Annotated in this window: 21 protein-coding genes and 2 pseudogenes; 14 read left to right on the top strand and 9 right to left on the bottom strand. The window is 71.9% G+C overall.

The annotated features are described in order from the left end of the window. Window positions 1–60: 60 nt before the first annotated feature. Window positions 61–927 carry an alpha/beta fold hydrolase gene (locus tag MDN94_RS29980; protein WP_482728968.1) on the bottom strand — a complete coding sequence of 289 codons (867 nt, stop codon included), beginning with the start codon at window positions 925–927 and terminating at the stop codon, window positions 61–63. A 269-nt stretch (window positions 928–1,196) separates the two neighbouring features. Between MDN94_RS29980 and MDN94_RS29975 the strand changes: the two genes are divergently transcribed. Then, window positions 1,197–2,282, top strand: coding sequence for a S1 family peptidase (locus MDN94_RS29975; protein ID WP_482728967.1), 1,086 nt, complete (start codon window positions 1,197–1,199; stop codon window positions 2,280–2,282). A gap of 235 nt (window positions 2,283–2,517) precedes the next feature. Here the strand turns inward: MDN94_RS29975 and MDN94_RS29970 are convergent, their stop codons facing one another. Next, on the bottom strand, window positions 2,518–3,591 hold the full coding sequence (locus MDN94_RS29970; protein WP_482728966.1) for a DUF3533 domain-containing protein: 1,074 nt from the start codon (window positions 3,589–3,591) through the stop codon (window positions 2,518–2,520). Between the two features lie 94 nt (window positions 3,592–3,685). Between MDN94_RS29970 and MDN94_RS29965 the strand changes: the two genes are divergently transcribed. From MDN94_RS29965 to MDN94_RS29945, 5 genes are all read left to right on the top strand, one after another. Next, on the top strand, window positions 3,686–4,282 hold the full coding sequence (locus MDN94_RS29965) for a TetR/AcrR family transcriptional regulator (RefSeq protein ID WP_482728965.1): 597 nt from the start codon (window positions 3,686–3,688) through the stop codon (window positions 4,280–4,282). A gap of 128 nt (window positions 4,283–4,410) precedes the next feature. Then, window positions 4,411–5,796 carry an MFS transporter gene (locus tag MDN94_RS29960; protein WP_482728964.1) on the top strand — a complete coding sequence of 462 codons (1,386 nt, stop codon included), beginning with the start codon at window positions 4,411–4,413 and terminating at the stop codon, window positions 5,794–5,796. A gap of 141 nt (window positions 5,797–5,937) precedes the next feature. Beyond that, the gene (locus MDN94_RS29955; protein WP_482728963.1) at window positions 5,938–9,465 is read left to right on the top strand and encodes a DNA polymerase III subunit alpha; all 3,528 of its coding nucleotides are present in this window, start codon (window positions 5,938–5,940) and stop codon (window positions 9,463–9,465) included. Then, window positions 9,462–10,427 carry a DNA polymerase Y family protein gene (locus MDN94_RS29950; protein WP_482728962.1) on the top strand — a complete coding sequence of 322 codons (966 nt, stop codon included), beginning with the start codon at window positions 9,462–9,464 and terminating at the stop codon, window positions 10,425–10,427. The genes MDN94_RS29955 and MDN94_RS29950 overlap by 4 nt, the downstream gene beginning before the upstream one ends. Before the next feature lie 275 nt (window positions 10,428–10,702). Next, on the top strand, window positions 10,703–11,572 hold the full coding sequence (locus MDN94_RS29945; protein WP_482728961.1) for an esterase/lipase family protein: 870 nt from the start codon (window positions 10,703–10,705) through the stop codon (window positions 11,570–11,572). A 73-nt stretch (window positions 11,573–11,645) separates the two neighbouring features. On the opposite strand, the gene MDN94_RS29940 is transcribed toward MDN94_RS29945, so the two are convergent. Together MDN94_RS29940 and MDN94_RS29935 are read right to left on the bottom strand one after the other, a co-directional pair. Then, window positions 11,646–12,695: a lytic polysaccharide monooxygenase auxiliary activity family 9 protein gene (locus tag MDN94_RS29940; RefSeq protein WP_482728960.1), complete on the bottom strand. Its 1,050-nt coding sequence runs from the start codon at window positions 12,693–12,695 to the stop codon at window positions 11,646–11,648. Window positions 12,696–12,951: 256 nt separating this feature from the next. Further along, a complete protein-coding gene (locus MDN94_RS29935) occupies window positions 12,952–13,902 on the bottom strand; it encodes an Lrp/AsnC family transcriptional regulator (RefSeq protein ID WP_482728959.1) in 951 nt (316 codons plus the stop codon). A gap of 124 nt (window positions 13,903–14,026) precedes the next feature. Between MDN94_RS29935 and MDN94_RS29930 the strand changes: the two genes are divergently transcribed. From MDN94_RS29930 to MDN94_RS29915, 4 genes and pseudogenes are all read left to right on the top strand, one after another. Continuing rightward, on the top strand, window positions 14,027–14,560 hold the full coding sequence (locus MDN94_RS29930) for a DoxX family protein (RefSeq protein ID WP_482728958.1): 534 nt from the start codon (window positions 14,027–14,029) through the stop codon (window positions 14,558–14,560). A 39-nt stretch (window positions 14,561–14,599) separates the two neighbouring features. Further along, window positions 14,600–14,719: pseudogene (locus MDN94_RS29925) on the top strand (MerR family DNA-binding transcriptional regulator); the annotation flags it as partial. Between the two features lie 2 nt (window positions 14,720–14,721). Then, window positions 14,722–14,826, top strand: a pseudogene (locus tag MDN94_RS29920) (GNAT family N-acetyltransferase); the annotation flags it as partial. A 105-nt stretch (window positions 14,827–14,931) separates the two neighbouring features. Next, window positions 14,932–15,300 carry a VOC family protein gene (locus tag MDN94_RS29915; RefSeq protein ID WP_482728957.1) on the top strand — a complete coding sequence of 123 codons (369 nt, stop codon included), beginning with the start codon at window positions 14,932–14,934 and terminating at the stop codon, window positions 15,298–15,300. 75 nt (window positions 15,301–15,375) lie between these two features. Here the strand turns inward: MDN94_RS29915 and MDN94_RS29910 are convergent, their stop codons facing one another. Beyond that, the gene (locus tag MDN94_RS29910; protein WP_482728956.1) at window positions 15,376–16,062 is read right to left on the bottom strand and encodes a response regulator; all 687 of its coding nucleotides are present in this window, start codon (window positions 16,060–16,062) and stop codon (window positions 15,376–15,378) included. A gap of 122 nt (window positions 16,063–16,184) precedes the next feature. Here MDN94_RS29910 and MDN94_RS29905 point away from each other — a divergent pair, with 122 nt between their 5' ends. Genes MDN94_RS29905 through MDN94_RS29895 form a run of 3 tightly spaced genes read left to right on the top strand, consistent with a single transcriptional unit; the run spans window position 16,185 to window position 19,188 of the window. After that, window positions 16,185–17,168: a Bug family tripartite tricarboxylate transporter substrate binding protein gene (locus MDN94_RS29905; protein WP_482728955.1), complete on the top strand. Its 984-nt coding sequence runs from the start codon at window positions 16,185–16,187 to the stop codon at window positions 17,166–17,168. After that, complete coding sequence (locus MDN94_RS29900; RefSeq protein ID WP_482728954.1) at window positions 17,165–17,695, top strand: tripartite tricarboxylate transporter TctB family protein; 531 nt, start codon at window positions 17,165–17,167, stop codon at window positions 17,693–17,695. Before MDN94_RS29905 ends, MDN94_RS29900 begins: the two co-directional genes overlap by 4 nt. Beyond that, window positions 17,695–19,188 (top strand): tripartite tricarboxylate transporter permease, encoded by a 1,494-nt coding sequence (locus tag MDN94_RS29895; RefSeq protein WP_482728953.1) that lies wholly within the window; start codon window positions 17,695–17,697, stop codon window positions 19,186–19,188. The genes MDN94_RS29900 and MDN94_RS29895 overlap by 1 nt, the downstream gene beginning before the upstream one ends. Window positions 19,189–19,250: 62 nt before the next feature. Here MDN94_RS29895 and MDN94_RS29890 read toward each other — a convergent pair whose 3' ends face one another. Further along, window positions 19,251–19,739: a ribonuclease FAU-1 family protein gene (locus MDN94_RS29890; RefSeq protein WP_482728952.1), complete on the bottom strand. Its 489-nt coding sequence runs from the start codon at window positions 19,737–19,739 to the stop codon at window positions 19,251–19,253. Beyond that, on the bottom strand, window positions 19,720–20,640 hold the full coding sequence (locus MDN94_RS29885) for a GNAT family N-acetyltransferase (protein WP_482728951.1): 921 nt from the start codon (window positions 20,638–20,640) through the stop codon (window positions 19,720–19,722). Before MDN94_RS29885 ends, MDN94_RS29890 begins: the two co-directional genes overlap by 20 nt. A 68-nt stretch (window positions 20,641–20,708) precedes the next feature. Here MDN94_RS29885 and MDN94_RS29880 point away from each other — a divergent pair, with 68 nt between their 5' ends. Then, window positions 20,709–21,089 (top strand): GntR family transcriptional regulator, encoded by a 381-nt coding sequence (locus tag MDN94_RS29880; protein WP_482728950.1) that lies wholly within the window; start codon window positions 20,709–20,711, stop codon window positions 21,087–21,089. A gap of 129 nt (window positions 21,090–21,218) precedes the next feature. Here the strand turns inward: MDN94_RS29880 and MDN94_RS29875 are convergent, their stop codons facing one another. After that, on the bottom strand, window positions 21,219–21,725 hold the full coding sequence (locus tag MDN94_RS29875) for a cupin domain-containing protein (protein ID WP_482728949.1): 507 nt from the start codon (window positions 21,723–21,725) through the stop codon (window positions 21,219–21,221). Between the two features lie 76 nt (window positions 21,726–21,801). Then, window positions 21,802–22,896 (bottom strand): DUF5925 domain-containing protein, encoded by a 1,095-nt coding sequence (locus MDN94_RS29870; RefSeq protein ID WP_482728948.1) that lies wholly within the window; start codon window positions 22,894–22,896, stop codon window positions 21,802–21,804.

Here is a 22,896-nt window from a genome sequence, read left to right as displayed (position 1 = left end):
GGTGCGGGCCGTCGTGCACCGCAGGCGCGCCGGCCCGCAGCCGCCGGCCGGCGGGCTCGGTCAGTCGTCCAGCAGCCAGGTGAGGATGCGGGGCAGCGCGTGCAGGGCGTCGAAGTGCGCGGCGGCCGGTTCCAGGACGGCCGTCGCGCCCGGGATGCGCTGGGCGAGCCAGCGCGAGTGGCCCACCGGGGAGAAGACGTCCTTCTCCCCGTGCCACAGCATCACCGGGCTCTTGATGTCCGCAGGGTCGAAGCCCCACGGGCTGCAGAACGCCAGCGCGTCGTCGATCCAGCCGTACGCCGAAGTCCGCAGCGCCTCCTGGTAGTTGCGCAGCAGCATGGACCTGACGCCGGCGTCGGAGACCACCATCCGGTCGGAGTCGGTGAGCTCCCTGCGCAGGTCGTTCAGCAGCCTGACCGGATCCTGCCTGATCTCGGCGGAGCGCAGCGTGAACCGCTCCACGAGTCCGGCCGGGTCGTCGGAGGCGCTGGTGTACTCGGTGACGTTGGACGCGGCCATGCCCTCGAACCAGTCCAGCCCGTCCGCGTCCCTGGGCGCGAGGGTCACCAGTGCCGCGGCACGGGTCACCCGGTCCGGCATCAGGGCCGCGCACGCCAGGGCGTGCGGCGCGCCTCCGGACCGGCCCACGACCGCGAAGCGATCCAGGCCGAATTCGTCGGCGATCGCCCGTACGTCCTGCGCCACGTCGGCGACGCTGCGGCCCGCGAGCCGGTCCGAACCGCCGTACCCGGGACGGTCGTAGGCGATCAGCTGTGTGCCGCGCTGATAGAGCACCATGCCGCGCGGCGCGGGGCCGAGCCTGCTGCCCGGCGTGCCGTGCAGCAGGAAGACCGGTCTGCCGCGCGGATCGCCGAGACGCTCCACCATCAGATGCCGCCCGTCCGACGCGCGCACCCGACGTCGCACCCGAACGCCCCCTTCGCCGTACATGCCCGTGCAGACATCATGAGCTTCCCCGTCCGGCCGGTGATTACCCATCAAGCGGCCGACTGCCGGGAGCATTCGGTCCGGGTTTCCGGATCCTGTGAAGGGGCTGTGAACGCAGCAGTGTTGTCGTGTGCCCGTCCCGTGGTCGACCTTGTGTGCGACTGCGACGCCTCGGAATAGTGGGCGACTCATCCTCCGCGTCCGGGCACCCCACTTGCCCCTGGCGCGGCCCCCACAGGAGGTCGAAGTTGAAGCACCGACGCATACCCAAGAGGAAAGCGGCAGTAGCGGGCGGCGCGGTCGTCGCCATCGTTGCCGCGGGCGTCACATTCCAGAGCGCGAACGCCAGTGACCGCACCGCGCAGTTCGACGTGAAGGCGCTCACGGCGCCGGCGGCCGGGGACCTCGCCGCCACGCTGAGGGCGGACCTGGGTGCCGAGGAGGCCGGCGCGTACTACGACGCCAAGGCCAAGGCGCTCATCGTGAACGTGCTCAGCGAGGACGCGGCGCAGACGGTGCGCGAGGCGGGCGGCAAGGCCAGGGTCGTCGAGAACACCCTCGTCGAACTGAAGAGCGCCCGGCAGACCCTCACGGACAAGGCGACCATCCCCGGCACGTCCTGGGCGACCGACCCGGTCACCAACAAGGTCGTCGTCACCGCGGACCGCACGGTCGCAGGCGCCGACTGGGCCAAGCTCCAGGAGGTCGTCAAGGGCCTCGGCGCCAAGGCGGAGCTCAAGAAGACCGCGGGCGAGTTCAGGCCCTTCATCGCCGGCGGCGACGCCATCCACTCGGGCGGCGGGCGGTGCTCGCTCGGCTTCAACGTGGTCAAGGACGGCGAGCCGCACTTCATCACCGCCGGACACTGCGGGCAGTCCGGCAGCGAGTGGTCCGACTCGGCGGGCGGCCCGGCCGTCGGCACGATGGTCGACTCGCAGTTCCCCGGCAACGACTTCGCGCTCGTGAAGTACAACGGCGCCACGGAGCACCCGAGCGAGGTGAACCTCTACGACGGCGGGACCCAGGCCATCACCCGGGCGGGCGAGGCGACCGTCGGCATGCAGGTGACGCGCAGCGGCTCCACCACGCAGGTCCACGACGGTGAGGTGACGGGCCTCGACGCCACCGTGAACTACGGCAACGGCGACGTCGTCGAGGGCCTCATCCAGACGAACGTCTGCGCGGAACCGGGCGACAGCGGCGGCTCCCTCTTCTCGGGCGACGCGGCGATCGGCCTCACGTCGGGCGGCAGCGGGGACTGCGGCTCGGGCGGCGAGACGTTCTTCCAGCCGGTGACGGAGGCGTTGTCGGTCCTGGGCGCGGAAATCGGCTGACGCCTTTCTTCTTTCTTCTGCCCGGTCGGCCCCGGCCCCGCCGCTGCCACATGGCCCTGGCGGGGGCGGGGCCGCGGTTCTTGGGGGCGCGGGGCGGGTGCGGGTCGGGTGCGGGTCGGGGGCGTGACGCCTGCGGCGGGCCTGTTCCCCACCCCGCCCCTTCACGAACGGGCTCCGCCCGGACCCGGTACCGCGCTTCGCGCTGTGTCCTCAAACGCCGGACGGGCCGACTTTGTCAGGCCCGCCCCGTTCCTGCGCCCCGCGTCGACTCCTCCACGCGGCGCTTTTGCGCCACCGCGTATGCCAGCGTGACCGCCGAGCCCGCCACTGCCCACGCGGCAAGCACCAGCATCGGTCCACCCGCCCCGTACCCCCTGAAGTACGCGATGGAGCGCGCCGCATACGTGCCCGCTCCCGGTGGCAGTGCCGGGCCGATCGTGCGCCAGAACGGCGGGAGGAGCGGGTACGGGTAGGCCCCGCCCGCGCTCGGGTTGCCGAGGACGACCACGAGCAGGATCGCGAGGCCGATGCCGACGATCCCCGCCAGTGCCTGAAGCGCCAGCGTGAGCGCTCCGACCGCGAAGACGAGCAGCGTGCCGAGACCCCACAGTTCCCAGACGCTGCCGGGGAGGGCCTCCAGGACCGGGCCGGCGATCACCGTGCCGAGCAGTCCCGCGGTGATCGAGTAGAGCAGCAGCGCGCCGAGCCGGATGACGGCGCGCGCCCCGTAGGCGGGCCGGGCCCCCGCGCTGATGGCGAGGATCGCCGCGCACAGGTAGCCGCCCACGCACCAGCCGACCACCAGGTAGAACGAGGAGAGGCCGCGCGCGTCGCCCTGGGCGCCCGGGACGATGTCCACGACCTCGATCGTGCGCTGCTGCGACTGCTCCGCCTTTCCGACGACTGCGGCGAGCGCCTCGGAGAGCGCTCCCCCGGCGCCGCCCGCGACCAGCAGGCGGTCGGTGGTGCCGCGTGGGTCGATGACGAGCGCCCCGTCGACCTCGCGTTCCAGGATCTGCCGCCGGGCGGCCGCCTCGTCGCCGACGGTGCGTGGTTCCAGAGGGTCGCCCGGCAGCCGGGCGAACAGGTACAGGGCCTCGTCGGCGATCTGTGTGTCGGGAGAGGTGATCGCCAGCGGGATCATGTGCGGCTTCGGCTGGTGGAAGGCGCCGATGTACGACGTGATGAACGCGAGCTGGAGCGCCAGCACCCCGATGACCAGGATCGCGGCCCGCACGGTCACCGCTTCCTTGACCTCGTCGAGGAACCCCTTGCGCGGCTCGCCGTCCGCCTGTGCCGTCTGTGCCATGGCCCAACGCTCGACGGCACCCGCCGCCCGCGCAGGCGGTAGCGTCCGAACGGCTGAAGTAGACACTGTCTACCAACTGCGGTAGACAGTGTCTATGAGTGCTGCGACGCAACACGACGAGAGTCTCCGGGCGAGGCTGGTGGCCGCTGGGGTCGAGCTGGTGACCGCCCGGGGAGTGGAAGCGCTCTCCCTTCGGGAGATCGCCCGCACCGCGGGGGTCTCGCACGGCGCCCCGCGCCGCTACTTCCCGACTCACCTGTCCCTGCTGTCCGCGATCGCGCGGGAGGGTTTCACCGACCTGGCGCGCAGGGCCGCTGAAATCGTCGACGGCCGTGATCAGGACCCCCGCGCCCGGGTCGCCGCACTGTGCCGTCTCTATCTGGACTTCGCGCGGACCGACGGCGGCATGTTCGAGCTGATGTTCCGCCACGACCTCCTCAAGAGCGGTCATCTCGGTCTGCGGGAGACCAGCCTGCCGCTCTTCGGCACCTTCGTGGACGCGGTGGCGCGCGTGCGGCCGCGGCGCGGCGACGCCCCGCCGCAGGTCGTCGCGACCGCGTTGTGGGCGAACCTGCACGGCATCGCCCAGCTCTGGGGCTGGGGCAGCCTCCAGCTCGCGACGGGCACCGACGACGTCGAACCGCTCCTGCGCACCGTGCTGGACGCCCACCTCGGGCAGGCCCCCCGGTGAGTACGGCCCCGAGGCCGGGCCGCGCGGGCCGAAGCGCGGGCACGGGCACGCACCCGGACACGCGAGCCCCGGCCTCGGGCCGGAGCGCCGCCCCGAGCATGGGCCGGAGCGCGGCCCATCGGCGGGTCATGCTCGCCGGCAGTGTCGTCGGCGCCTCGGTCGTCGCCCTGGACGGCACCGTGCTGACCATCGTGCAGCCCGTCATGCAGCGGGATCTGCAAGCGTCGTTCGAACAGATCCAGTGGACCGGCGCCGGTTATCTGATCGCGGTGGCTAGCCTGCTGGTCCTCGCCGGGCGCATCGGGGACCGGTACGGCCACCGGCGCGTCTTCGCCGTCGGGATGCTGGGCTTCGGCGCCGCGTCCGCCGGGATCGGCCTGGCGCCGGACATCGGCTGGGTGATCGCGCTGCGCGTCGCGCAGGGTGCCTTCGGCGCGCTGCTGCAGCCGGCCACCCTCGGCATGCTGCGGGCCGCCTTTCCGCCCGACCGGCTGGGCATGCCCATCGCGCTGCGCACCAGCGCGATCGGAGCGGCGGCCGCCGCGGGGCCAGTCGTCGGCGGGGCGCTGGCCGCCGAGCTGGGGTGGCGGTCCGTCTTTCTGCTCAATGTCGCACCGGCGCTGGTGATCGGACTGCTCGTCCTCGTCGTGCGGGACCCGGAGCCCGCCCCGGCGCCAAGGACCGGGCTCGACCCGGTCGGGGCCTGCCTGCTCGCGGTGACCCTGGTCTGTCTCGTGCACACGCTCGTCGGCATGCCGGGCACCGGCCGGGCGGCCCTGACCGTGGCGGGGTGCGGCGCGGTGGTCGTCGCAGGCGGCGCGTTCGTACGGCACGTACGGCGCGGCCGGGACCCGCTGGTGCCGCCGGAGATGCTCGGGTCGGCCGCCGTCGCCTCGGCGCTCGGGGTGCTGGTGTGCGCGTCGGCAGTGCTGTCCGGGGCCCTGTTCGCCGGTGTCTACTTCCTTCAGGACGTCCTCGGTCTCGATCCCTTCCGCAGTGCTCTGCGGGCACTGCCGGGTGCGGTCGCGGTGGTCCTGGGCGCACCGGTGTCCGCGGTGGCGCTGCGGCGGTACGGTCCACGCCGCACGACCGTGGTGGCGATGTCCCTCCTCGTCGTCGGCGTCCTCGCCCTCTCCCGCCTCGACCGGGCGGCGGGCGCGGTGCCGGTCGGTGTCGGTTTCTTGCTGGTGGGCGCCGGTTTCGGCGCCGCGATGGTCGCCGCGACGGCGGTCGTCGTACGTGGCGCGCCCCCGGAGCACGCCGGGGTCGCGGGCGGGCTCCAGCAGACCGCCATGAACATCGGTCCGGCGCTGGGGGTGGCCGTGGCGACCGCGCTGATGGCGTTCGCCGCACCGGACGCGGGACCGGTGGGGTCCGTGGTGATGTCCGTCCCGGCGACGGGGCCGGCGCTGACCGTCCTCGCGGCCGTGGCGGCGGCCGGTGCGCTCCTGGCGGCGGCGCTGCCGGGCCGCCGTACCGTCACCGGCCCGCCGCGACCGGGCGCCACTCCGTAGTCCCGCGGGCCCTCACTGCCGCCACGCGGGAGCGGAAAGGCGGGGCTGTGGGAAGGCTCCGGGAATGTGTCGTACGCATGTTCGAAACTGGTCTATGGTTGGAGGTGGGGGAGGTGAGAACGTCTGATTCAGGAGGTGCGGATGCCTTACTTCACGCATCTGCACACCGTTTCCGGGTTCTCTGTGCGGTACGGGGCCTCCCACCCGGAGCGGCTGGCCGGCCGCGCCGCCGAGCGCGGCATGGACGCCCTCGCGCTGACCGACCGCGACACACTTGCGGGCGCGGTCCGTTTCATCACCGCCTGCGCCAAGGAAGGTGTACGGCCGCTGTTCGGTGTGGACCTCGCAGTGGGAGAGCGGGCGCGACAGGAGGGACCCGCCGAGCGGCGCCGCACGCCGGTGCGCGGCGGGGCATTCGTCGACGAGTCGGCGCCCCGCGCCGTCTTCCTGGCCCGCGACCGCCGCGGCTGGGCCGACCTGTGCCGGATGATCACCGCTGCCCACGCCACCGACCCGCGCAGCCCCCTGCTGCCCTGGGACGACAACCACGGCGACGGGCTGACCGTGCTGCTCGGCCCCTCGTCCGAGGTGGGCAGGGCACTGGCCGCCGGCCGGCCCGACCGTGCGGCCAAGCTGCTCGTTCCCTGGCGGGAGCGGTACGGCGACCGGCTGCGCCTGGAGGTCGTGCACCACGGCGGGGGCGGTACCGGTCCGGGCTCGCTGCGCCATGCCGCCCGTACCCTCGGCCTCGCCGCCGAGCAGGGCGTACGGCCCGTGCTCACCAACGCCGTCCGCTACGCCGACCCCGGCCAGGGCCCGGTCGCCGACGTCCTCGACGCCGCCCGCCGCCTGGTGCCGGTCGACCCGCGCAAGGGCCTCGACAGCGGTGAACGCTGGCTGAAGGACCCGGCGGCGATGGCCGCCCTCGCCGCCCGGGTCGCGGAGGCCGCCGGTTTCCGGCGCGAACTCACTCACCGGCTGCTCGCCGTGACGGAGGAGACGGCCGCCGAATGCCTGGTCGACCCCGAGGACGACCTCGGGATCGGCAGTGTCCACTTCCCGGAGCCGGCCCTCGTCGGCGCCGAGTACCGCACCGCGCAGCGGGTGCTGGCCTCCCGGGCCGCCGCCGGAATGGTGCTGCGTGGTTACGACGGACGGCGCGAGTACTGGGAGCGGATGCACCACGAGCTGGACATCATCGCCCACCACGGTTTCGCCTCCTACTTCCTGACGGTCGCTCAGGTGGTGGACGACGTGAAGGGTATGGGCATCCGGGTCGCGGCGCGCGGTTCAGGGGCCGGTTCCCTGGTCAACCACGTCCTCGGTATCGCGCACGCCGACCCGGTCGAGCACGGGCTGCTGATGGAGCGCTTCCTGTCCAAACGGCGGCGTGTCCTGCCCGACATCGACATCGATGTGGAGTCCGCCCGCAGGCTCGAGGTCTACCGGGAGATCATCGGCCGCTTCGGCGAGGAGCGGGTCGCGACCGTCGCCATGCCGGAGACCTACCGGGTCCGGCACGCGATCCGGGACGTGGGTGCCGCCCTGTCCATGGACCCCGCGGAGATCGACAAGCTTGCCAAGTCCTTCCCGCACATCCGGGCCCGCGACGCCCGCGCGGCCCTGGCCGAGCTGCCGGAACTGCGCGAGGTGGCAAGGGAGTCGAAGCAGCGGGAACGGATGTGGGAGCTGGTCGAGGCACTGGACGCGCTGCCCCGCGGGGTCGCCATGCACCCGTGCGGCGTGCTGCTCTCCGACGCCTCGCTGCTCACCCGCACGCCGGTGATGCCGACCAGCGGCGAAGGCTTCCCCATGTCCCAGTTCGACAAGGACGACGTGGAGGAGCTCGGTCTGCTCAAGCTCGACGTCCTCGGGGTGCGGATGCAGTCGGCGATGGCGCACGCGGTCGCCGAGGTGCGCAGGGCCACCGGCGAGGAGGTGGACGTCGACGCCGTGCCGCCGGGCGACCCGGCCACCTATCGGCTCATCAAGTCGACCGAGACGCTGGGCTGCTTCCAGATCGAGTCGCCCGGTCAGCGCGACCTGGTGGGACGGCTTCAGCCGGAGACCTTCGGCGACCTGGTGGTCGACATCTCGCTGTTCCGGCCGGGGCCGGTCGCGGCCGACATGGTGCGGCCGTTCATCGAGGCCAGGCACGGCCGGGCACCCGCCCGCTATCCGCATCCCGACCTGGAAGGGCCGCTGCGGGAGACGTACGGAGTGGTCGTCTTCCACGAGCAGATCATCGAGATCCTGGACATCATGACCGGCTGCGGCCGGGACGAGGCCGACCGGGTGCGGCGCGGTCTCTCCGATCCGGAGTCGCAGGGGAAGATCAAGGCCTGGTTCGCGCAGAACGCCGGGGCCAAGGGCTACGCGCCCGAGGTGATCGGCCGGACCTGGGAGATCGTCGAGGCCTTCGGGTCGTACGGCTTCTGCAAGGCGCATGCGGTCGCTTTCGCCGTGCCCACGTACCAGTCGGCCTGGCTCAAGGCGCACCATCCGGCGGCCTTCTACGCCGGGCTGCTCACCCACGACCCCGGGATGTATCCGAAGCGGTTGCTGCTGGCGGACGCGCGGCGGCGCGGGGTGCCGGTGCTGCCGCTGGATGTGAACCGGTCGGCGGTCGCCCACCGAATCGAACTGGTGTCTGATGATGTGCCGTCCCGGACCGGTGCCGGGACCGGCCCTGGCCCCGGCGCCCGGCCCGGCTCGGATCCCGGTTCCGGCACTGCCGCCGGCTCCCGTCCCGGACGGGGCCGTTGGGGGCTGCGGCTCGCGCTCTCCGACGTCCACGGCATCAGCGAGGCGGAGGCGGCGCGCATCGAGGCGGGGCAGCCGTACTCCTCACTGCTGGACTTCTGGCAGCGGGCCTGCCCCTCACGTCCGGTCGCCGAGCGGCTGGCCCAGGTCGGCGCGCTCGACGCCTTCGGCGCCAACCGCCGTGATCTGCTGCTGCACCTCGCCGAACTGCACCGCACCCAGCGCGGCGCCGCGTCCTACGGCAGCCAGCTCCCTCTGGCCCAGGGGCAGAAGACCGCACCGGTCGGGCTGCCCGACCTGGGGGACGCGGAACGCCTCAGCGCCGAACTGGGCGTGCTCGGCATGGACGCCTCCCGTCATCTGATGGCGGATCACCATGCCTTCCTGGCCGAGCTCGGCGTGCTCTGCGCGCAGCGGCTGCGCGATGCCCCGCACGGGCGGACGGTGCTCGTCGCGGGTGCCAAGGCGGCCACCCAGACCCCGCCGATCCGCTCCGGCAAGCGGGTCATCTTCACCACGCTCGACGACGGCACCGGCCTGGTGGACCTCGCCTTCTTCGACGACAGCCACGCCGCCTGCGTCCACACCGTCTTCCACTCCTGGCTGCTGCTGGTGCGCGGTGTGGTGCAGCGGCGCGGGCCGCGCAGCCTCAGCGTGGTCGGCTCGGCCGCCTGGAATCTGGCGGAGCTGGTGGAACTGCGGCGCACCGGCGGCCTCGACGCGGTCGCCGCCCGGCTGGCCGCCCCGGCGCCGGAGCCGGACGGCGAGGCCGGATCGGACAACGGCCGCCGGATCCAGCTGCCGACGGGTTACGAGCTCAACCCCTGGGCGGATCTGAAGCCCGCCGGGGAAGCGGCGGCAGGCGGAAGGAAGTTGTGGCATCAGAGTCCCGGGAGTGCCGGATGATCCTCTACGTGCGTTTCCTGCTGCCGCCCATGTACGAGGCGGCGCTGCCCGCGCTGCTCGCCGTGGCGGAGGACATCAGCCCCGTCGTCCAGGCGCTGCCGCCGGACGCCGCGCTCGTCGACGTCCGGGGTGCGGAGCGGTACTTCGGGCGGGACGCGGCGCAGCTCGCCTCCCTGCTGCGGGTGCGGGCGCTCGCGCACTGCGGCGTGGACTGCGTCATCGGCGCCGGACCCGTACCCATGATCGCCAGGATGGCCGCGCGCGAGGCGGTGCCGGGCACGACCCTGGTGGTGACTGAGGAGGGGACCGCGGCCTTCTTGGCCGACAAGCCGGTCGCCGCGCTCGACGGGGTGGGGCCGGTGACCGCCCGCACCCTGTGCGCGTACGGTCTCGACTCCGTCGGCCGTGTCGCCGGCGTGCCGCTCGCCGTGATCCAGCGGATCCTGGGCGCACGGGCCGGGCGCGAGGTGTGGGAACGGGCCCGCGGCATCGACCGCACGGCGGTCGTCCCGAACGCCCTCTCACGCTCGATGGCCGCCGAGCGGACCTTCGACCTCGACGAGTTGGACCAGGTCGAGCACCGGCGGGCGCTGCTCTCGCTGGCGGAGGAGCTGGGTTCGCGGATGCGGGGCGAGCATCAGGTCTGCAGGTCCCTGACGCTCACGGTGCGCTATGCCGACCGGTCCACAACCACCCGTACCCGCACCCTGCGGGAGCCGACCGCCCACTCGGCGGCGATCGCCGACGCCGCATACGGGCTCCATCGGGCGCTCGGGCTTCAGCGGGCCAGGGTGCGAGGGCTGTCGCTGCGCGCCGAGGACCTGACGGCGGCCGAACGGGCAGCGCGGCAGCTGACGTTCGACCCTGCCGACGAGCGGGCGCGCCGGATCGAGGAGGTCGCGGACCGGGCCCGCGCGAAGTTCGGTCCCGGGGCGGTCGTACCGGGATCGCTGGCGGCGTAGGGCGCCGGGTCGGCCGAGCCGTCGCCTCCTGTCCGTGCACCCGGCTGCCGGGGCGGTGCTTGCCCGTACACCTTCCTCCGGGGCACGGTCCGCCTCCGCCGCCCGGCGGCCGCCCGCCCGCCGTCGCGGAGCCGGTGCATAGCAGATCCGCTCCATAAGAAGGGGCAGTCTTTACCGACGCGTAACTTCCCAGTTCCGGTTACCCGCCCGTAAGTTGACGTGAGCACAGCAAATCCAGCCATCGCAACTCCCTTGAGCCGCAAGGAGACAGATCGATGCTGCCTTGGAAACGTGCGCTCAGACCACTGTCAGCCCTCATGCTCGCAGTGGCCGTCGCCCTCACCCCGGCCGCCACCGCCACCGCGGGAACCACCACTGCCGCCCCCAGCAGTGGCTGGAACAACTACGACTGCAAGCCCTCCGCCGCCCATCCCCGCCCCGTCGTCCTCGTCCACGGAACCCTCGGGAACTCCGTCGACAACTGGCTCGTCCTCGCCCCGTATCTGGTGAAGCGCGGCTACTGCGTCTTCTCCCTCGACTACGGGCAACTCCCGAACGTGCCCTTCTTCCACGGCCTCGGACCCATCGACAAGTCGGCGGAGCAACTCGACGCCTATGTCGACAAGGTGCTCGCCGCGACCGGCGCGCCCAAGGCCGACATCGTCGGCCACTCCCAGGGCGGCATGATGCCGCGCTACTACCTCAAGTTCCTGGGCGGGGCAGAGCAGGTGAACGCCCTCATCGGCATCGCCCCCAGCAACCACGGCACCACCCTCAACGGCTTCACCGGGCTGCTGCCGTACTTCCCCGGCGCGGCGGACCTGCTCGGCCGGCACACCCCGGCGCTCGCCGACCAGGTCACCGGATCCGCCTTCCTCACCAAGCTCAACGCGGACGGTGACACCGTGCCCGGTGTCCGCTACACGGTCATCGCCACCCGCTACGACCAAGTGGTCACCCCCTGGCGGTCGCAGTACCTCAGCGGGCCGAACGTCCGCAACGTGCTGCTCCAGGACCTCTGCCCACTCGATCTGTCGGAGCACGTCGCGATCGGCGTGCTCGACCTGATCGCCTACCACGAGGTGGCCAACGCGCTCGACCCGGCGCACGCGAGACCCACCACCTGCGCGTCCGTCTTCGGCTGACCCGGCGCACGCCTGAAGGCCGCCGCCCGTGCCCGGCCTCCCGGGCACGGGCGGCGGCCCCGCCGTGGCGAACTCAGCGGCTGTGACGTCCGCCCGGCGTCACGGTCCTGCGCCGGCCCAGCCCGAACAGCGCAGCCGCGCCGACCGCGAGCGCCGACGCACCGCCGATCGCCATGTAGGTGGTGCTGCTGTCACCACCTGTCGCGGCGAGATTCTCGCCCGACGTCTCCGAGGCGGCCGGGGCCGCCGCGGGCTCGTCGGCGCCCTTCGCCTCCGGGGCGTTCTTTGCCGGCTGCTCCGCAGGCTTCCCGGCCTCGTCGCCCGTGCCCTCACTCGTCCCGGCGCCTGTGCCCGCTCCCGCGCCCACCTGCTCGCCGTGGTCGTCACCGCCGTGACCGCCGTGGTCGACCGTGGACTTGTCGGCACCCTTCTCGATGTCCTGCTCGGAGGGCGCACTCGCGGCGGGGGCCGCCGCACTTCCACCGCTGTCCTTGCCGAAGACCACGTCGGAGCAGGTGTAGAAGGCCTCGGGGGAGTCCGAGCGCTGCCAGATCGAATACACCAGGTGCCGGCCCGACTTGTTCGGCACGATGCCGTCGAAGACATACGCGCCGTTCTCCAGCCCGGGGTTCGTGACCTTCGCGAACGGCTTCTCCTCCAGGTCCGACCACTTGAGCGGCTTCGTGGGGTCGTAGCCGTCCTTCGTCAGATACAACTCGAAGGTGCCCTTGTGCGGTGCGGTCGCCTTGTAGCGGAAGGTGTGGTTGCCGGAGGCGAGCGGCGAGGAGGGCCAATCGGCGCGCGGCAGATCGAGACCCTTGTACTTGTCGCGGCCCGCGCTGCACAGCTTGCCGTCCGGTATCAACTGCTTGTGGTTGCCGGCCGCATTGGCGATGTTGACCTCGTTCCAGTCGTACAGCGGCTGCGTGCCGCCCGCCGCGACCAGCGCCTTGCACGCCGCCGAGTCCGGGCTCTCCGGCCCCTCCGCGAAACAGGCCGAGATCCGGCTGACCGGGTCCGTCATCGATCCGTGGGCGGACGCCGGCGCCGTGGCGAGACCGGCGAGGGCGAGCGGCGCGAGGCCGAGCGCGGCGACCGTGGTGACCTTGCGGCGAGCGGTCATGGGGACGTTCTCCTTCAGACGGCTATGGGGGGACACCGGGGCCGGTTCGAGCAGGCGGCGCGGCCCCCCGCGGACTACGGCACCGACTGCTCGAACCGGCCCCGGCGATCTGCAAGTTAGCCGCTCCCGCCGCCTGAAATCGCCTGCTGGGTGAGGGTGTGCCGATCCTTATGGCCCTCTTAAGGCGACGCTAAGCGGCCGCTGAGGATGTGGGGCGGCAGCGATGGTGACGCGCCCGTCCCATGACGAACCGCCCTCAAACCGCCGGGGCGGCACGCTTCGTGTAGGAGGTGATCATCACCGTCTCCGTGCGGTCGATGCCGTCGAGCGAGCCGATGCGGTCGGTGAGGTAGGTGTGCAGAGCGCCGGCGTCCCGGCAGACGGCGATCGCGACCAGGTTGTGAGGGCCGGTTGTGCTGCCCACGAAGGCCGCTTCGGGATGACCCGCCAGCGTCCGGGCGATGCCGTCGAGCCGGGAGGGCACGACGGTCAGCCAGAGCAGACACTGCACGGTGAAGCCGAACAGACCCGAGTCGACCTCGACGTCGAACTGGAGAACGCCTGACCGGCGCAGCTCGTCCAGGCGGCGGCGGACGGCGGATTCCGACCAGCCGACGTGCCGGGCGAGTTCCGGAAAGGCGGCACGGCCGTCAGCGGCGAGGGCGGGCAACAGGCGGCGGTCGAGGTCGGTCAGGGCGACCGGAGCGGTCTCCGTGCTGACGGCCGGCCTCAGTGCGGTGATCTGTTCGTCGGTGAGCGCAGAGGTCCGGCCGATCCAGCGGTGGCTCATCACCGGGCGCAACAGCCGCTGAGCGTCGACCTGCGTGACCTGCGGAAGACGGCCCAGCGCACCGAGGGGCGCCGGCCCTTCCCCGATGACACGGAAGACGCAGATGACCTCGGTACCGCTGGAAGCAACGGTCACCCAGGCGGTGTCGGCGCGACGGGCCAGCGCGTGGGCGAGCGGGGCGACGGCGGGAGGCAGGGCACGCAGGCGCACGAGCCATTCGGCATGCCCGACACGGTGGCTGCTGGTCACACCGGCCACCCGCGCGATGCCCGTGCCGCGGAGCCTGCTGAAACGGCGGGCCACGGTGCGGTCGGAAACACCGAGAACCTCGGCGATCCTGCTGAAGGCGGCGCGTCCGTCGAGTTGGAGAGCGTGCAGGAGCCGCAGATCGAGTACGTCCAGCGTGGCCGAATCCACCGGATCAGTGTAGGTCGATGTCGGAAAGCGGCGTAGCGACGGCAGTCGGAGGCTCCGGGGAGGGTGGCCGGCGGAGCATCGATCCCGACTCGTCCTGCACGTCCCGTCCCGTCGGAGGACACCCATGTTCGGAACTCTCATGCTTCTCGCCGTACCGGCGGCCGGCTTTCGTCTCCTCGGCATGCTCGGCATCAGCCGGTTCGCGACCTGGCGGGCCGCAGTCACGCACGGCCTCGCCGTCATGCTGGTCTTCACCGCAGCGGCGCACTTCAACCCGGTGAGCATGGTCCTGATGCCCGGTCATGAGGATCTGGTCGCCATGGTGCCGCCCTTCGTCCCGTTCCCCAGGGCGACGGTCTACCTGACCGGCGGGCTGGAACTCCTCGGCGCCGCAGGGCTCGTCCGTGCCGCGACACGTCCGACGGCCGGTGCCTGCCTGGCGGTGCTCTTCGTGCTGATGCTCCCCGCGAACATCTTCGCCGCCGTCCAGGACATCCCTCTGGGCGGTGATCCCGCCACGCCGTTGTGGTTCAGGATTCCCGAGCAGTCGGTCTTCATCGCCGTCGCGCTGTGGGCGGGCGGCCGGCGACGCAGCCGGTCCTTCCATCCGCCGATGTCCGGGCGGGAGAACGGGACCTTGGTGAGGCCGGGCCGGTAGCTCGAGTCTCCTTCCGGGGGAGACATCAGGGTGGGGGGCATGGACGGCGACGCACTCCTTTCGATCGGCGAAGTGGCCCGGCGGGCCGGTCTCACGGTCAAGACCATCCGGTTCTATTCGGATCACGGGATCGTGTCGCCCGCTGAACGCGGCCCGGCCGCCGCGTCGCGGAGAAACGCCGCTACGCATTCGACAGGGTTCTGCCCGTGGTGCCTCCCGCTTTCCCTCTCGACGGCCACCTCCACATACGTCACAAGGACGTCTGACCACCGCAGGGGACCGGCGCACAGCGGCGGACCGGCCGGATGCGGGGGCCGGGCGGCCGCCGTACGGTGGGACGGCACCGGGTACCACCGACGTCGGGAGAGGGCATGGCCGGGGAGATCTCGTTCTTCGAACTGGGCGTCGCGGACTCCGAGCGGGCCCGGACCTTCTACGCCGGGCTGTTCGGCTGGACCTTCGAGGCCGGGACGACGGAGGGCGGCGGCTACTCGATCCGTACCCCCGGTGTCCCCGGCGGAGTGCACGGAGGGGACCCGGGAGCCGGCCCGTACGTCTTCTTCCGCGTCGACGACATGCAGCAGGCCGTCGTCCGCGTGCGCGAGCTCGGCGGCACGGTCGACGAAATCGACGTCGGCAGCGGCGACGAGGACACGATCGCCCGCTTCGGCCGCTTCCAGTTGTGCCACGACGACCAGGGCTCGCCCTTCGGCCTCCACCAGCCACCGGCCGGCACCTGACCCGCACCTTCGAAGACGCGGCACCCGCCGCGCCTTGCCACCTGCCGCACCCGTGGCGCCCGCCGCGCCCCCTAGTCAGCCGACGCGGCGGTAGCGGCGCTCCGGGCGGCCCGTGCCGCCGTAGCGGAGCGTCACCTCGGCCCGGCCCGTCTCCGCGAAGTACTCCAGGTACCGCCGTGCGCTCACCCGCGAAAGAGAGCCCGCCGCCGCGCACTCGGACGCAGAGAGATCGCCCGGGTGCTCCCGCAGGATGCGCTCCACCAGCTCCGCCGTGTGCGGGGCGAGGCCCTTGGGCAGTTCGCGGGAGCCGGGCGGGCGGGTGCCGAAGATCTGGTCCACGTCCTCCTGACGCGCCTCGTCCAGCCGGGCGAGGCGTGATCGGAGCGCGGCCACATGCCGGAGCTGCTCGTGCAGGGCGGCCTGGTTGAAAGGCTTGATCAGGTAGTGCAGCGCGCCCGCACGCAGCGCGGAGCGGACCACCGCCGCGTCCCGTGCGGCCGTGATGAACAGGGCGTCGGCGCTGGGCCGGTCCGGATCACGCTCCTCCGCCGCCCGCAGCTCGCGCAGCACCGTGATCCCGTCCATGTCGGGCAGGTAGATGTCGAGCAGCACGAGGTCGGGCCGCAGCCGCTCCGCGGCGCGCAGCGCTTCGCCGCCGCTGTGGGCCACGCCGGCGACCGTGAAGCCCTCCGCCTGGGACACATAGCGGCTGTGCAGCTTCGCGACCATGAAGTCGTCGTCCACCACCAGCACCTTTGTCACGCCGACACGCTAAGCCGCGACCACAAGGACCACAACGTCCGTTGATTCCGGAAGAGAGACAGCTTCTTAACGCGCAGGCAACATGTGGGCCACTTCACACATCTACGACGAGAGGCGATCCCGTGCGACTGCGCACCCCCATTGCCCTGCTCGGGGCGGCACTACTGGTGCTCGTGGGGCCGCCGCTGCTCACCTCGGGCAGCGGCGCAGAAACCGGTACCCAGATCCCTGGTCTGCGGTTCATGGTTCCCAACACCCCCGGTGGCGGCTACGACATCACCGCCCGCACGGCAGCCAAGAACGCCGAGGACGCAGGGTTCACCCACAACATCGAGGTCTTCAACCTGCCCGGCGCCGGCGGCACCGTCGGACTGACCCGGCTCGTCGGCGAGCACGGCAACGGCAAGCTGGTCATGTCCATGGGCCTCGGCGTCGTCGGCGCCGTACACACCAACAAGTCGCCGAAGACCCTGGCCGACACCACACCGATCGCCCGGCTCACGGAGGAGCAGGACATCGTGGTGGTCGCCAAGGACTCCCCGTACAAGAACATCGGCCAGCTGATCGAGGCGTGGAAGAAGAACCCGGGCAAGCTTCCGGTCGGCGGCGGCTCCTCGCCCGGCGGGCCCGACCACCTCGCGCCCATGTTGATGGCGCAGGCCGCCGGGATCGCACCCAAGTCCGTCAACTACATCCCCTTCGACGGCGGCGGTGAGCTGCTTGCCTCGATCCTCGGCAACAAGGTCGCCTTCGGGGTCTCCGGTGTCGGCGAGTACCTCGACCAGATCAAGTCGGGCGAGCTGCGGCTGCTGGCCGTGACCGGGCCGAAGCGTGTCCCCGGTCTGGACGCCCCCACCCTCCGTGAGGCCGGACTCGACACCGAATTCACCAACTGGCGCGGCATCGTGGCACCGCCCGGCCTCACCGACGGCGAGCGCGACAAGCTCGTCGGGCTGGTCACGAAGCTGCACGAATCGAAGCAGTGGCAGGACTCCATGAAGAAGAACGGCTGGGACGACGCCTTCCTCACCGGCGACAAGTTCGGCGACTTCCTCGACCAGCAGGACGAAAGCGTCGACCAGGTGCTGAAGGAGCTGGGGCTGTGAGCTCGACCAGGTCCACGACCACAACCCCGAACAGGCGTGCCTGGCTCCGGGAACACTCCGAACTCGGTGTCGGCGCGCTGCTCCTCGTCATCGGCGTCCTCGTCCTTGCCGACGCGCTCACCATGGACGTCGACATCACCCAGCGCGGGCCCGTCGGACCCACGACCGTGCCGATCGCCGTCGGCATCGGCCTGCTGGCCGTCGCCGTCCTCCTCGCCGTCGACGTACTGAGAGGCGGGCGGGGAGAGGCGGAGGGTGGCGAGGACATCGACCTCTCCGAGTCGAGCGACTGGCGGACCGTGCTGCTGCTCGCCGGTGTCTTCCTCGCGAACGCGGTCCTCATCGGGCCGCTCGGCTTCCCGGTCTCCGGGGCGCTGCTCTTCTGGGGCTCCGCCTACGCGCTCGGCAGCCGGCGCATCGACCGCGATCCGCTGATCGCGGCGGTCCTGTCCGTCGTCACCTACTTCGTCTTCAACAACCTGCTCGGCGTCCCGCTGCCCGGCGGCCCGCTGATGGGAGTGCTCTGATGGATTCCCTGAACTCCCTCCTCGACGGCTTCGGGACGGCGCTCACCCCGGTCAATCTGCTCTGGGCGGCGATAGGCGTCCTGCTCGGCACGGCCATCGGCGTGCTGCCCGGCATCGGCCCCGCCATGGCGGTCGCACTGCTGCTGCCGGTGACGTACGGGCTGGAGCCGACCGGCGCGTTCATCATGTTCGCCGGCATCTACTACGGCGCCATGTTCGGCGGTTCCACGACGTCGATCCTGCTCAACACGCCCGGAGAGAGCGCGGCGGTGGTCGCCGCGATCGAGGGCAATCCGATGGCCAAGGCCGGGCGCGGCGCCCAGGCGCTGGCGGCCGCGGCGGGCGGCCACTTCGCAGGCGGTCTGATCGGCACCATCCTGCTGGTCGCCCTCGCCCCGACCGTCGCCGAGCTCGCTGTCGGCATCGGCGCGCCCGACTACTTCGCCATCATGGTGCTGGCGTTCATCGCGGTCACCTCGGTCCTCGGTTCGTCGAGGATCCGCGGCCTCGCCTCGCTGCTCATCGGTCTCACCCTCGGCCTCGTCGGCCTCGACCAGATGACCGGTCAACAGCGCCTCACCTTCGGCTCCCTCCAACTCGCCGACGGCATCGACGTCGTCATCGTCGCGGTTGGTCTCTTCGCCATCGGCGAGGCTCTTTGGGTGGCCGCCCATCTGCGGCGCAACAGCGGTGACGCGATCCCGGTCGGCAGGCCGTGGCTGGCGAGGTCCGATGTGAAGCGCACCTGGAAGCCGTGGCTGCGCGGGCCGGTCATCGGCTTCCCGTTCGGCGCGATCCCGGCCGGCGGTGCGGAGATCCCCACCTTCCTGTCGTACGTCACGGAGAAGCGGCTCTCCAAGCACAAGGACGAGTTCGGCAAGGGCGCCATCGAGGGAGTGGCCGGGCCGGAGTCCGCGGCCTCCGCGTCCGCGGCGGGCACGCTCGTCTCCATGCTGACGCTCGGCCTGCCCACGACGGCCGTCGCGGCGGTCATGCTGGCCGCCTTCCAGCAGTACGGCATCCAGCCCGGACCGCTGCTCTTCGAACGCGAACCGGACCTGGTGTGGGGCCTGATCGCCTCGTTGTTCGTCGGCATGGTGCTGCTGCTCGCGCTGAACCTGCCGCTCGCGCCGCTCTGGGCGAAGTTGCTGCGCATCCCGCGCCCGTATCTCTACGCCGGCATCCTGTTCTTCGCGGCGGTGGGCGCCTACGCGGTCGGCGGCGAGGCCATCGACCTGGTGATCCTGCTGATCATCGGTCTCATCGGCTTCGGAATGCGCCGCTACGGGCTTCCCGTACTGCCCGCCGTCATCGGTGTGATCCTCGGCCCGGCGGCCGAGCAGCAGTTGCGGCGCGCGCTCCAGATCAGCGACGGCAGTGCCGTCGGGCTCGTCGGCACACCCTTCTCGGTGACCGTCTACGCCGTGATCGTGGTGCTGCTCGCCTGGCCGTGGCTGAAGAAGTTGCTCCTCAAGAACCGGTCGGTTGCCTAGACCGCGAAGCCGACATGAACAAGTGAGGGGCGGGCCACGGCGTGGCCCGCCCCTTCACCGTGTCACCGGTCCAGCAACTGCGTGAGACTGCCCCTCCGGGCCCGCTGTTCCAGCTCGTCCAGCGCCCGTACGGCTTCGGCCGCGGCGGTCGGGTCACGGTCGCGGAGACCGCTGTCCTCGAACTCGTCCTCGTCCAGCCGGAGGATCTCCTTGCCGTCCGCTGACACCCACAGGTCCAGATCCAGGTCCTCGACGCTGAGCCCGCCGGCCTCGTCGAGCTCGGCGGGCCGGGTGATGTCGCAGTACCAGCCCTTGAGCACGCCGTCGTCCGTGCGGACCTCTTTCACCGAGTACCAGCGGTCCCGCCAGTAGTGCTCGGTGAACACGTCGCCGGGCTCGAAGCGCACGAAGCCGAAGTCACGCACCCCGGGAGCCGCCCACAGGGCGCGGACCGTGAGATGTGTGCCGTCGTCAAAGAGCAGGTCCGCCGGATAGCGGATCTTCGTCACCCCCGCCTTGATCAGCCGTACCTCAATCGAGGGTGCGGACATGGCGGACCTCCGACGCGCAGATCTCGTACCCGAACCACTTGTTGATCGCGAGCATGGGGCCGTTGGCGCCGTCGTTGCTCGTGAACGCGTCGGTGTAGCCCGCCGCACGGGCCCTGCGCAGTGAGTCGGTCTTGGCGAGCTTGGCGTACCCCTTGCCGCGGTGGGCACGCATCGTGCCCGTCATGCCGGACAGGTAGCGGGTGCCGCCGTCCGTCATGGCGGCCGTGTAGGCGGCGACCTCGCCGTCGACCATCACCACGGAACTCAGCCGCCGGTCGAGGAGCGGTTGGTTCCAGGTGTGGCTCAGCCAGTCCTCGTAGTCGCTGAAGTCGGTGGGGATGTCGCTCGGTTCGTCCGACGTGGCCTCGGCGTCCGCCTCGAACATCGGCCGCGGGTCCGCCTCGAAGTCGGCGGCGGTCCGCAGCTCCACGCCCGGGGGCGGCGGGGGCAGTTCCGGGAGCGGCCCGTTCGCCAGATCGAGGCGCTGGAAGTGCGCGGAACGGGTCGGCCGGTAGCCGCGCTTCTCGGCGAACGCGAGGTTCCGAGGCTCCTTCAGCACCCACGCGTACACCTTCGCCGCCCCCTCCGCCCCGAGATGCTCCTCCGCGACGCGCAGCAGCAGCCCGCCCGCGCCGTGGCCCTGGTGATCGGGGTGGACATGCGGGGTGACGAAGCCCTGCCCGGGCTCCGCCGCGTCGTACGCGATGCCGACATGGGCCGTGCCGATCAGCTCCCCGTCCTTCTCGGCGACCAACAGCCGGTACTTCTTCGCGGGGTTGGCGCTCTCGACCTCGAAGAGGAGCGACTTCGGGGTCATCACCTCGAACGGCAGCGACGTGCGGCGTACCCGCGTCACCGCTTCGGCGTCCTCGGGGCGGAAATCACGGACGATCACAGTCATGGGCAGGCACGGTACGCGCCGACGGGCACGATCGCCCGGGAATTTCCGGGCGGTGCGAGAATCGGCCGGTGACCTTGAACATCACCATCGACGCCGACGCGCCGGACGCGCCCTACGAGCAACTGCGCGCGCAGATCTCCGAACAGGCGCGCTCGGGCGTGCTGCCCGTCGGCCATCGGCTGCCGACCGTCCGCGGCCTCGCGGAGGAGCTCGGGCTCGCTGCCAACACCGTGGCAAAGGCGTACCGGGCGCTGGAGGGGGACGGCGTCATCGAGACGCGCGGCCGCAACGGCACGTTCGTCGCGGCGGCGGGTGACGCGGCGGAGCGGCGGGCTGCGGCGGCCGCGACGCAGTACGCGGCCGAGGCACGCCGTCTCGGCCTGAGCCGCGCGGCGGCGGTCGAGGCGGTGGAGGCGGCGCTGCGGGTGGCGTACGACGGCGAGGGGTGACGTTCCCCCACCGCGGGCCCTCACCGCGGGCGGGCGGCGCCTGCGGCGGGCCCTGCGGCTCCGCCGTGTGGCCGGGCAGGCACCGGACGCCGTGCCGCGCGGTGCCCTCAATCGCCGGGGCGCCCGCGCTCAGGTTGCGGACGCGGGGCCGGGCGGGAGGTGGACGGTCATGACCAGGTGGCAGGTTTCGGTGCCGGAGCCGCGGTAGGTGTGGGGGGCGTCGCCGTCGAAGGCGGCGGTCTGGCCGGCTTCAACGGTGTGCTCGGTGCCGTCGACCACCAGGGTCATCCGGCCGGCGGTGACGCTGACGGTTTCCACGACTCCGGCCTGGTGAGGATGGCTGGGGTATTCCTCGCCCGGCTCCAGCCGCCAGCGCCAGACCTCGACCGGGGCAGGGCCCGAGGTCGTCAGCATGAGCCGGGCCTCACTGCCCTGCGCTCCGGTCCACAGCGGCGCGACGGCGTCGGCGGTCACGACGCGCACGCGTCCTTCGGGTGACCCCTCCATCAGAGCGGACACGGAGACGCCGAGTGTGTCGGCGAGCCGTACCAGGGTGCCGAAGTAGCCTCCTCGCACTGACCTGATCGGCCCGCAGCCCGTCCCGGCACCGACCGCGTACGAGACCAGCATGTTCATCCGGCCTCGGGACGCCGGCCTGGGCGAAGCCGAATGCCAGACCTGGATCGCCGAGGGCCACGACTGGACGGACGTCTCAGAGGTAAAGTCCCGCGTCCGGGCCCGGCGTCTGGGAGGGGACCGAGGCCGGCGTCGTCCCGCGGCGGAGCGCGTACAGCTCCGCAAGCGTCGCGCCCTCCCGGTTCACGCCCTTTTCCGTGCCGAGCCAGGCCACCGACTCCTCGCGGGTCAGCGGGCCGACCTCGATGCGGGCCAGGCAGCGGCCCGGGCGGACGACCGCCGGGTGGAGACGTTCGAGGTCCTCGTTGGTGGTGACGCCCACCAGGACGTTGCGGCCCTGGCCGAGCAGACCGTCCGTCAGGTTGAGCAGGCGGGACAGGGCCTGGCCCGCCGTGTGCCGTGCCTCGCCGCGGATCAGCTCGTCGCAGTCCTCGAGCAGGAGCAGCCGCCATCGTCCCTTCGAGGTGCCCTCGTCCTCGCCGATCGCGATGTCCATCAGATAGCCGACGTCGTTGAACAGCCGCTCCGGGTCCAGGACGCAGTCGACCTGGCACCAGTCGCGCCAGGAGCGGGCCAGGGTCCGCAGCGCGGACGTCTTGCCCGTGCCGGGCGGGCCGTGGAGCAGCAGCAGCCGGCCCGCGATGTCGTCGGGGGTGACCTTCATCAGCCGATCCATCGCGTCGGCGACGGGCGCGGTGTAGTTGGCCCGGACCTCTTCCCATGTTCCGGCCGCGATCTGGCGTGTCGTGCGGTGCGGGCCCCGCCGCGGCGAGACGTACCAGAAGCCCATGGTCACGTTCTCCGGCTGCGGCTCCGGCTCGTCGGCCACCCCGTCGGTGGCCTCCTTGAGGGTCTTCTCTGCGAGGTCGGCGCTGACGGCGGTGACGGTGACGTCCGCGCCGCGGTTCCAGCGGGAGACCAGCAGCGTCCAGCCGTCGCCCTCGGCGAGCGTGGCGCTGCGGTCGTCGTCGCGCGCCGAGCGCAGCACCGTCGCCCCGGACGGCAGCATCGTCGCGCCGGGCTTGACGCGGTCGATCGAGGAGCTGAACGAGTACGGCTGCTCGCCCGTCGCGAAGCGACCGAGGAACAGCGCGTCGATGACGTCAGAGGGTGAATCACTGTCGTCGACGTTGAGCCGGATCGGCAGCGCGTCCTGAGGGTTGGCAGACAT

The sequence above is a fragment of the Streptomyces sp. WAC00040 genome (assembly GCF_056835925.1).
Note: the sequence above shows the minus strand (reverse complement) of the source record. Positions and strands in the feature narration are given on the sequence as shown.

Coding starts and splice junctions, on each gene's coding strand:
- MDN94_RS29965 (WP_482728965.1), top strand. CDS start 3,686: ATGAGTGCTGCGACGCAACACGACGAGAGTCTCCGGGCGAGGCTGGTG.
- MDN94_RS29930 (WP_482728958.1), top strand. CDS start 14,027: ATGTTCGGAACTCTCATGCTTCTCGCCGTACCGGCGGCCGGCTTTCGT.
- MDN94_RS29940 (WP_482728960.1), bottom strand. CDS start 12,695: ATGACCGCTCGCCGCAAGGTCACCACGGTCGCCGCGCTCGGCCTCGCG.
- MDN94_RS29945 (WP_482728961.1), top strand. CDS start 10,703: ATGCTGCCTTGGAAACGTGCGCTCAGACCACTGTCAGCCCTCATGCTC.
- MDN94_RS29885 (WP_482728951.1), bottom strand. CDS start 20,640: ATGACTGTGATCGTCCGTGATTTCCGCCCCGAGGACGCCGAAGCGGTG.
- MDN94_RS29970 (WP_482728966.1), bottom strand. CDS start 3,591: ATGGCACAGACGGCACAGGCGGACGGCGAGCCGCGCAAGGGGTTCCTC.
- MDN94_RS29895 (WP_482728953.1), top strand. CDS start 17,695: ATGGATTCCCTGAACTCCCTCCTCGACGGCTTCGGGACGGCGCTCACC.
- MDN94_RS29915 (WP_482728957.1), top strand. CDS start 14,932: ATGGCCGGGGAGATCTCGTTCTTCGAACTGGGCGTCGCGGACTCCGAG.
- MDN94_RS29890 (WP_482728952.1), bottom strand. CDS start 19,739: ATGTCCGCACCCTCGATTGAGGTACGGCTGATCAAGGCGGGGGTGACG.
- MDN94_RS29875 (WP_482728949.1), bottom strand. CDS start 21,725: ATGAACATGCTGGTCTCGTACGCGGTCGGTGCCGGGACGGGCTGCGGG.
- MDN94_RS29960 (WP_482728964.1), top strand. CDS start 4,411: ATGCTCGCCGGCAGTGTCGTCGGCGCCTCGGTCGTCGCCCTGGACGGC.
- MDN94_RS29870 (WP_482728948.1), bottom strand. CDS start 22,896: ATGTCTGCCAACCCTCAGGACGCGCTGCCGATCCGGCTCAACGTCGAC.
- MDN94_RS29955 (WP_482728963.1), top strand. CDS start 5,938: ATGCCTTACTTCACGCATCTGCACACCGTTTCCGGGTTCTCTGTGCGG.
- MDN94_RS29950 (WP_482728962.1), top strand. CDS start 9,462: ATGATCCTCTACGTGCGTTTCCTGCTGCCGCCCATGTACGAGGCGGCG.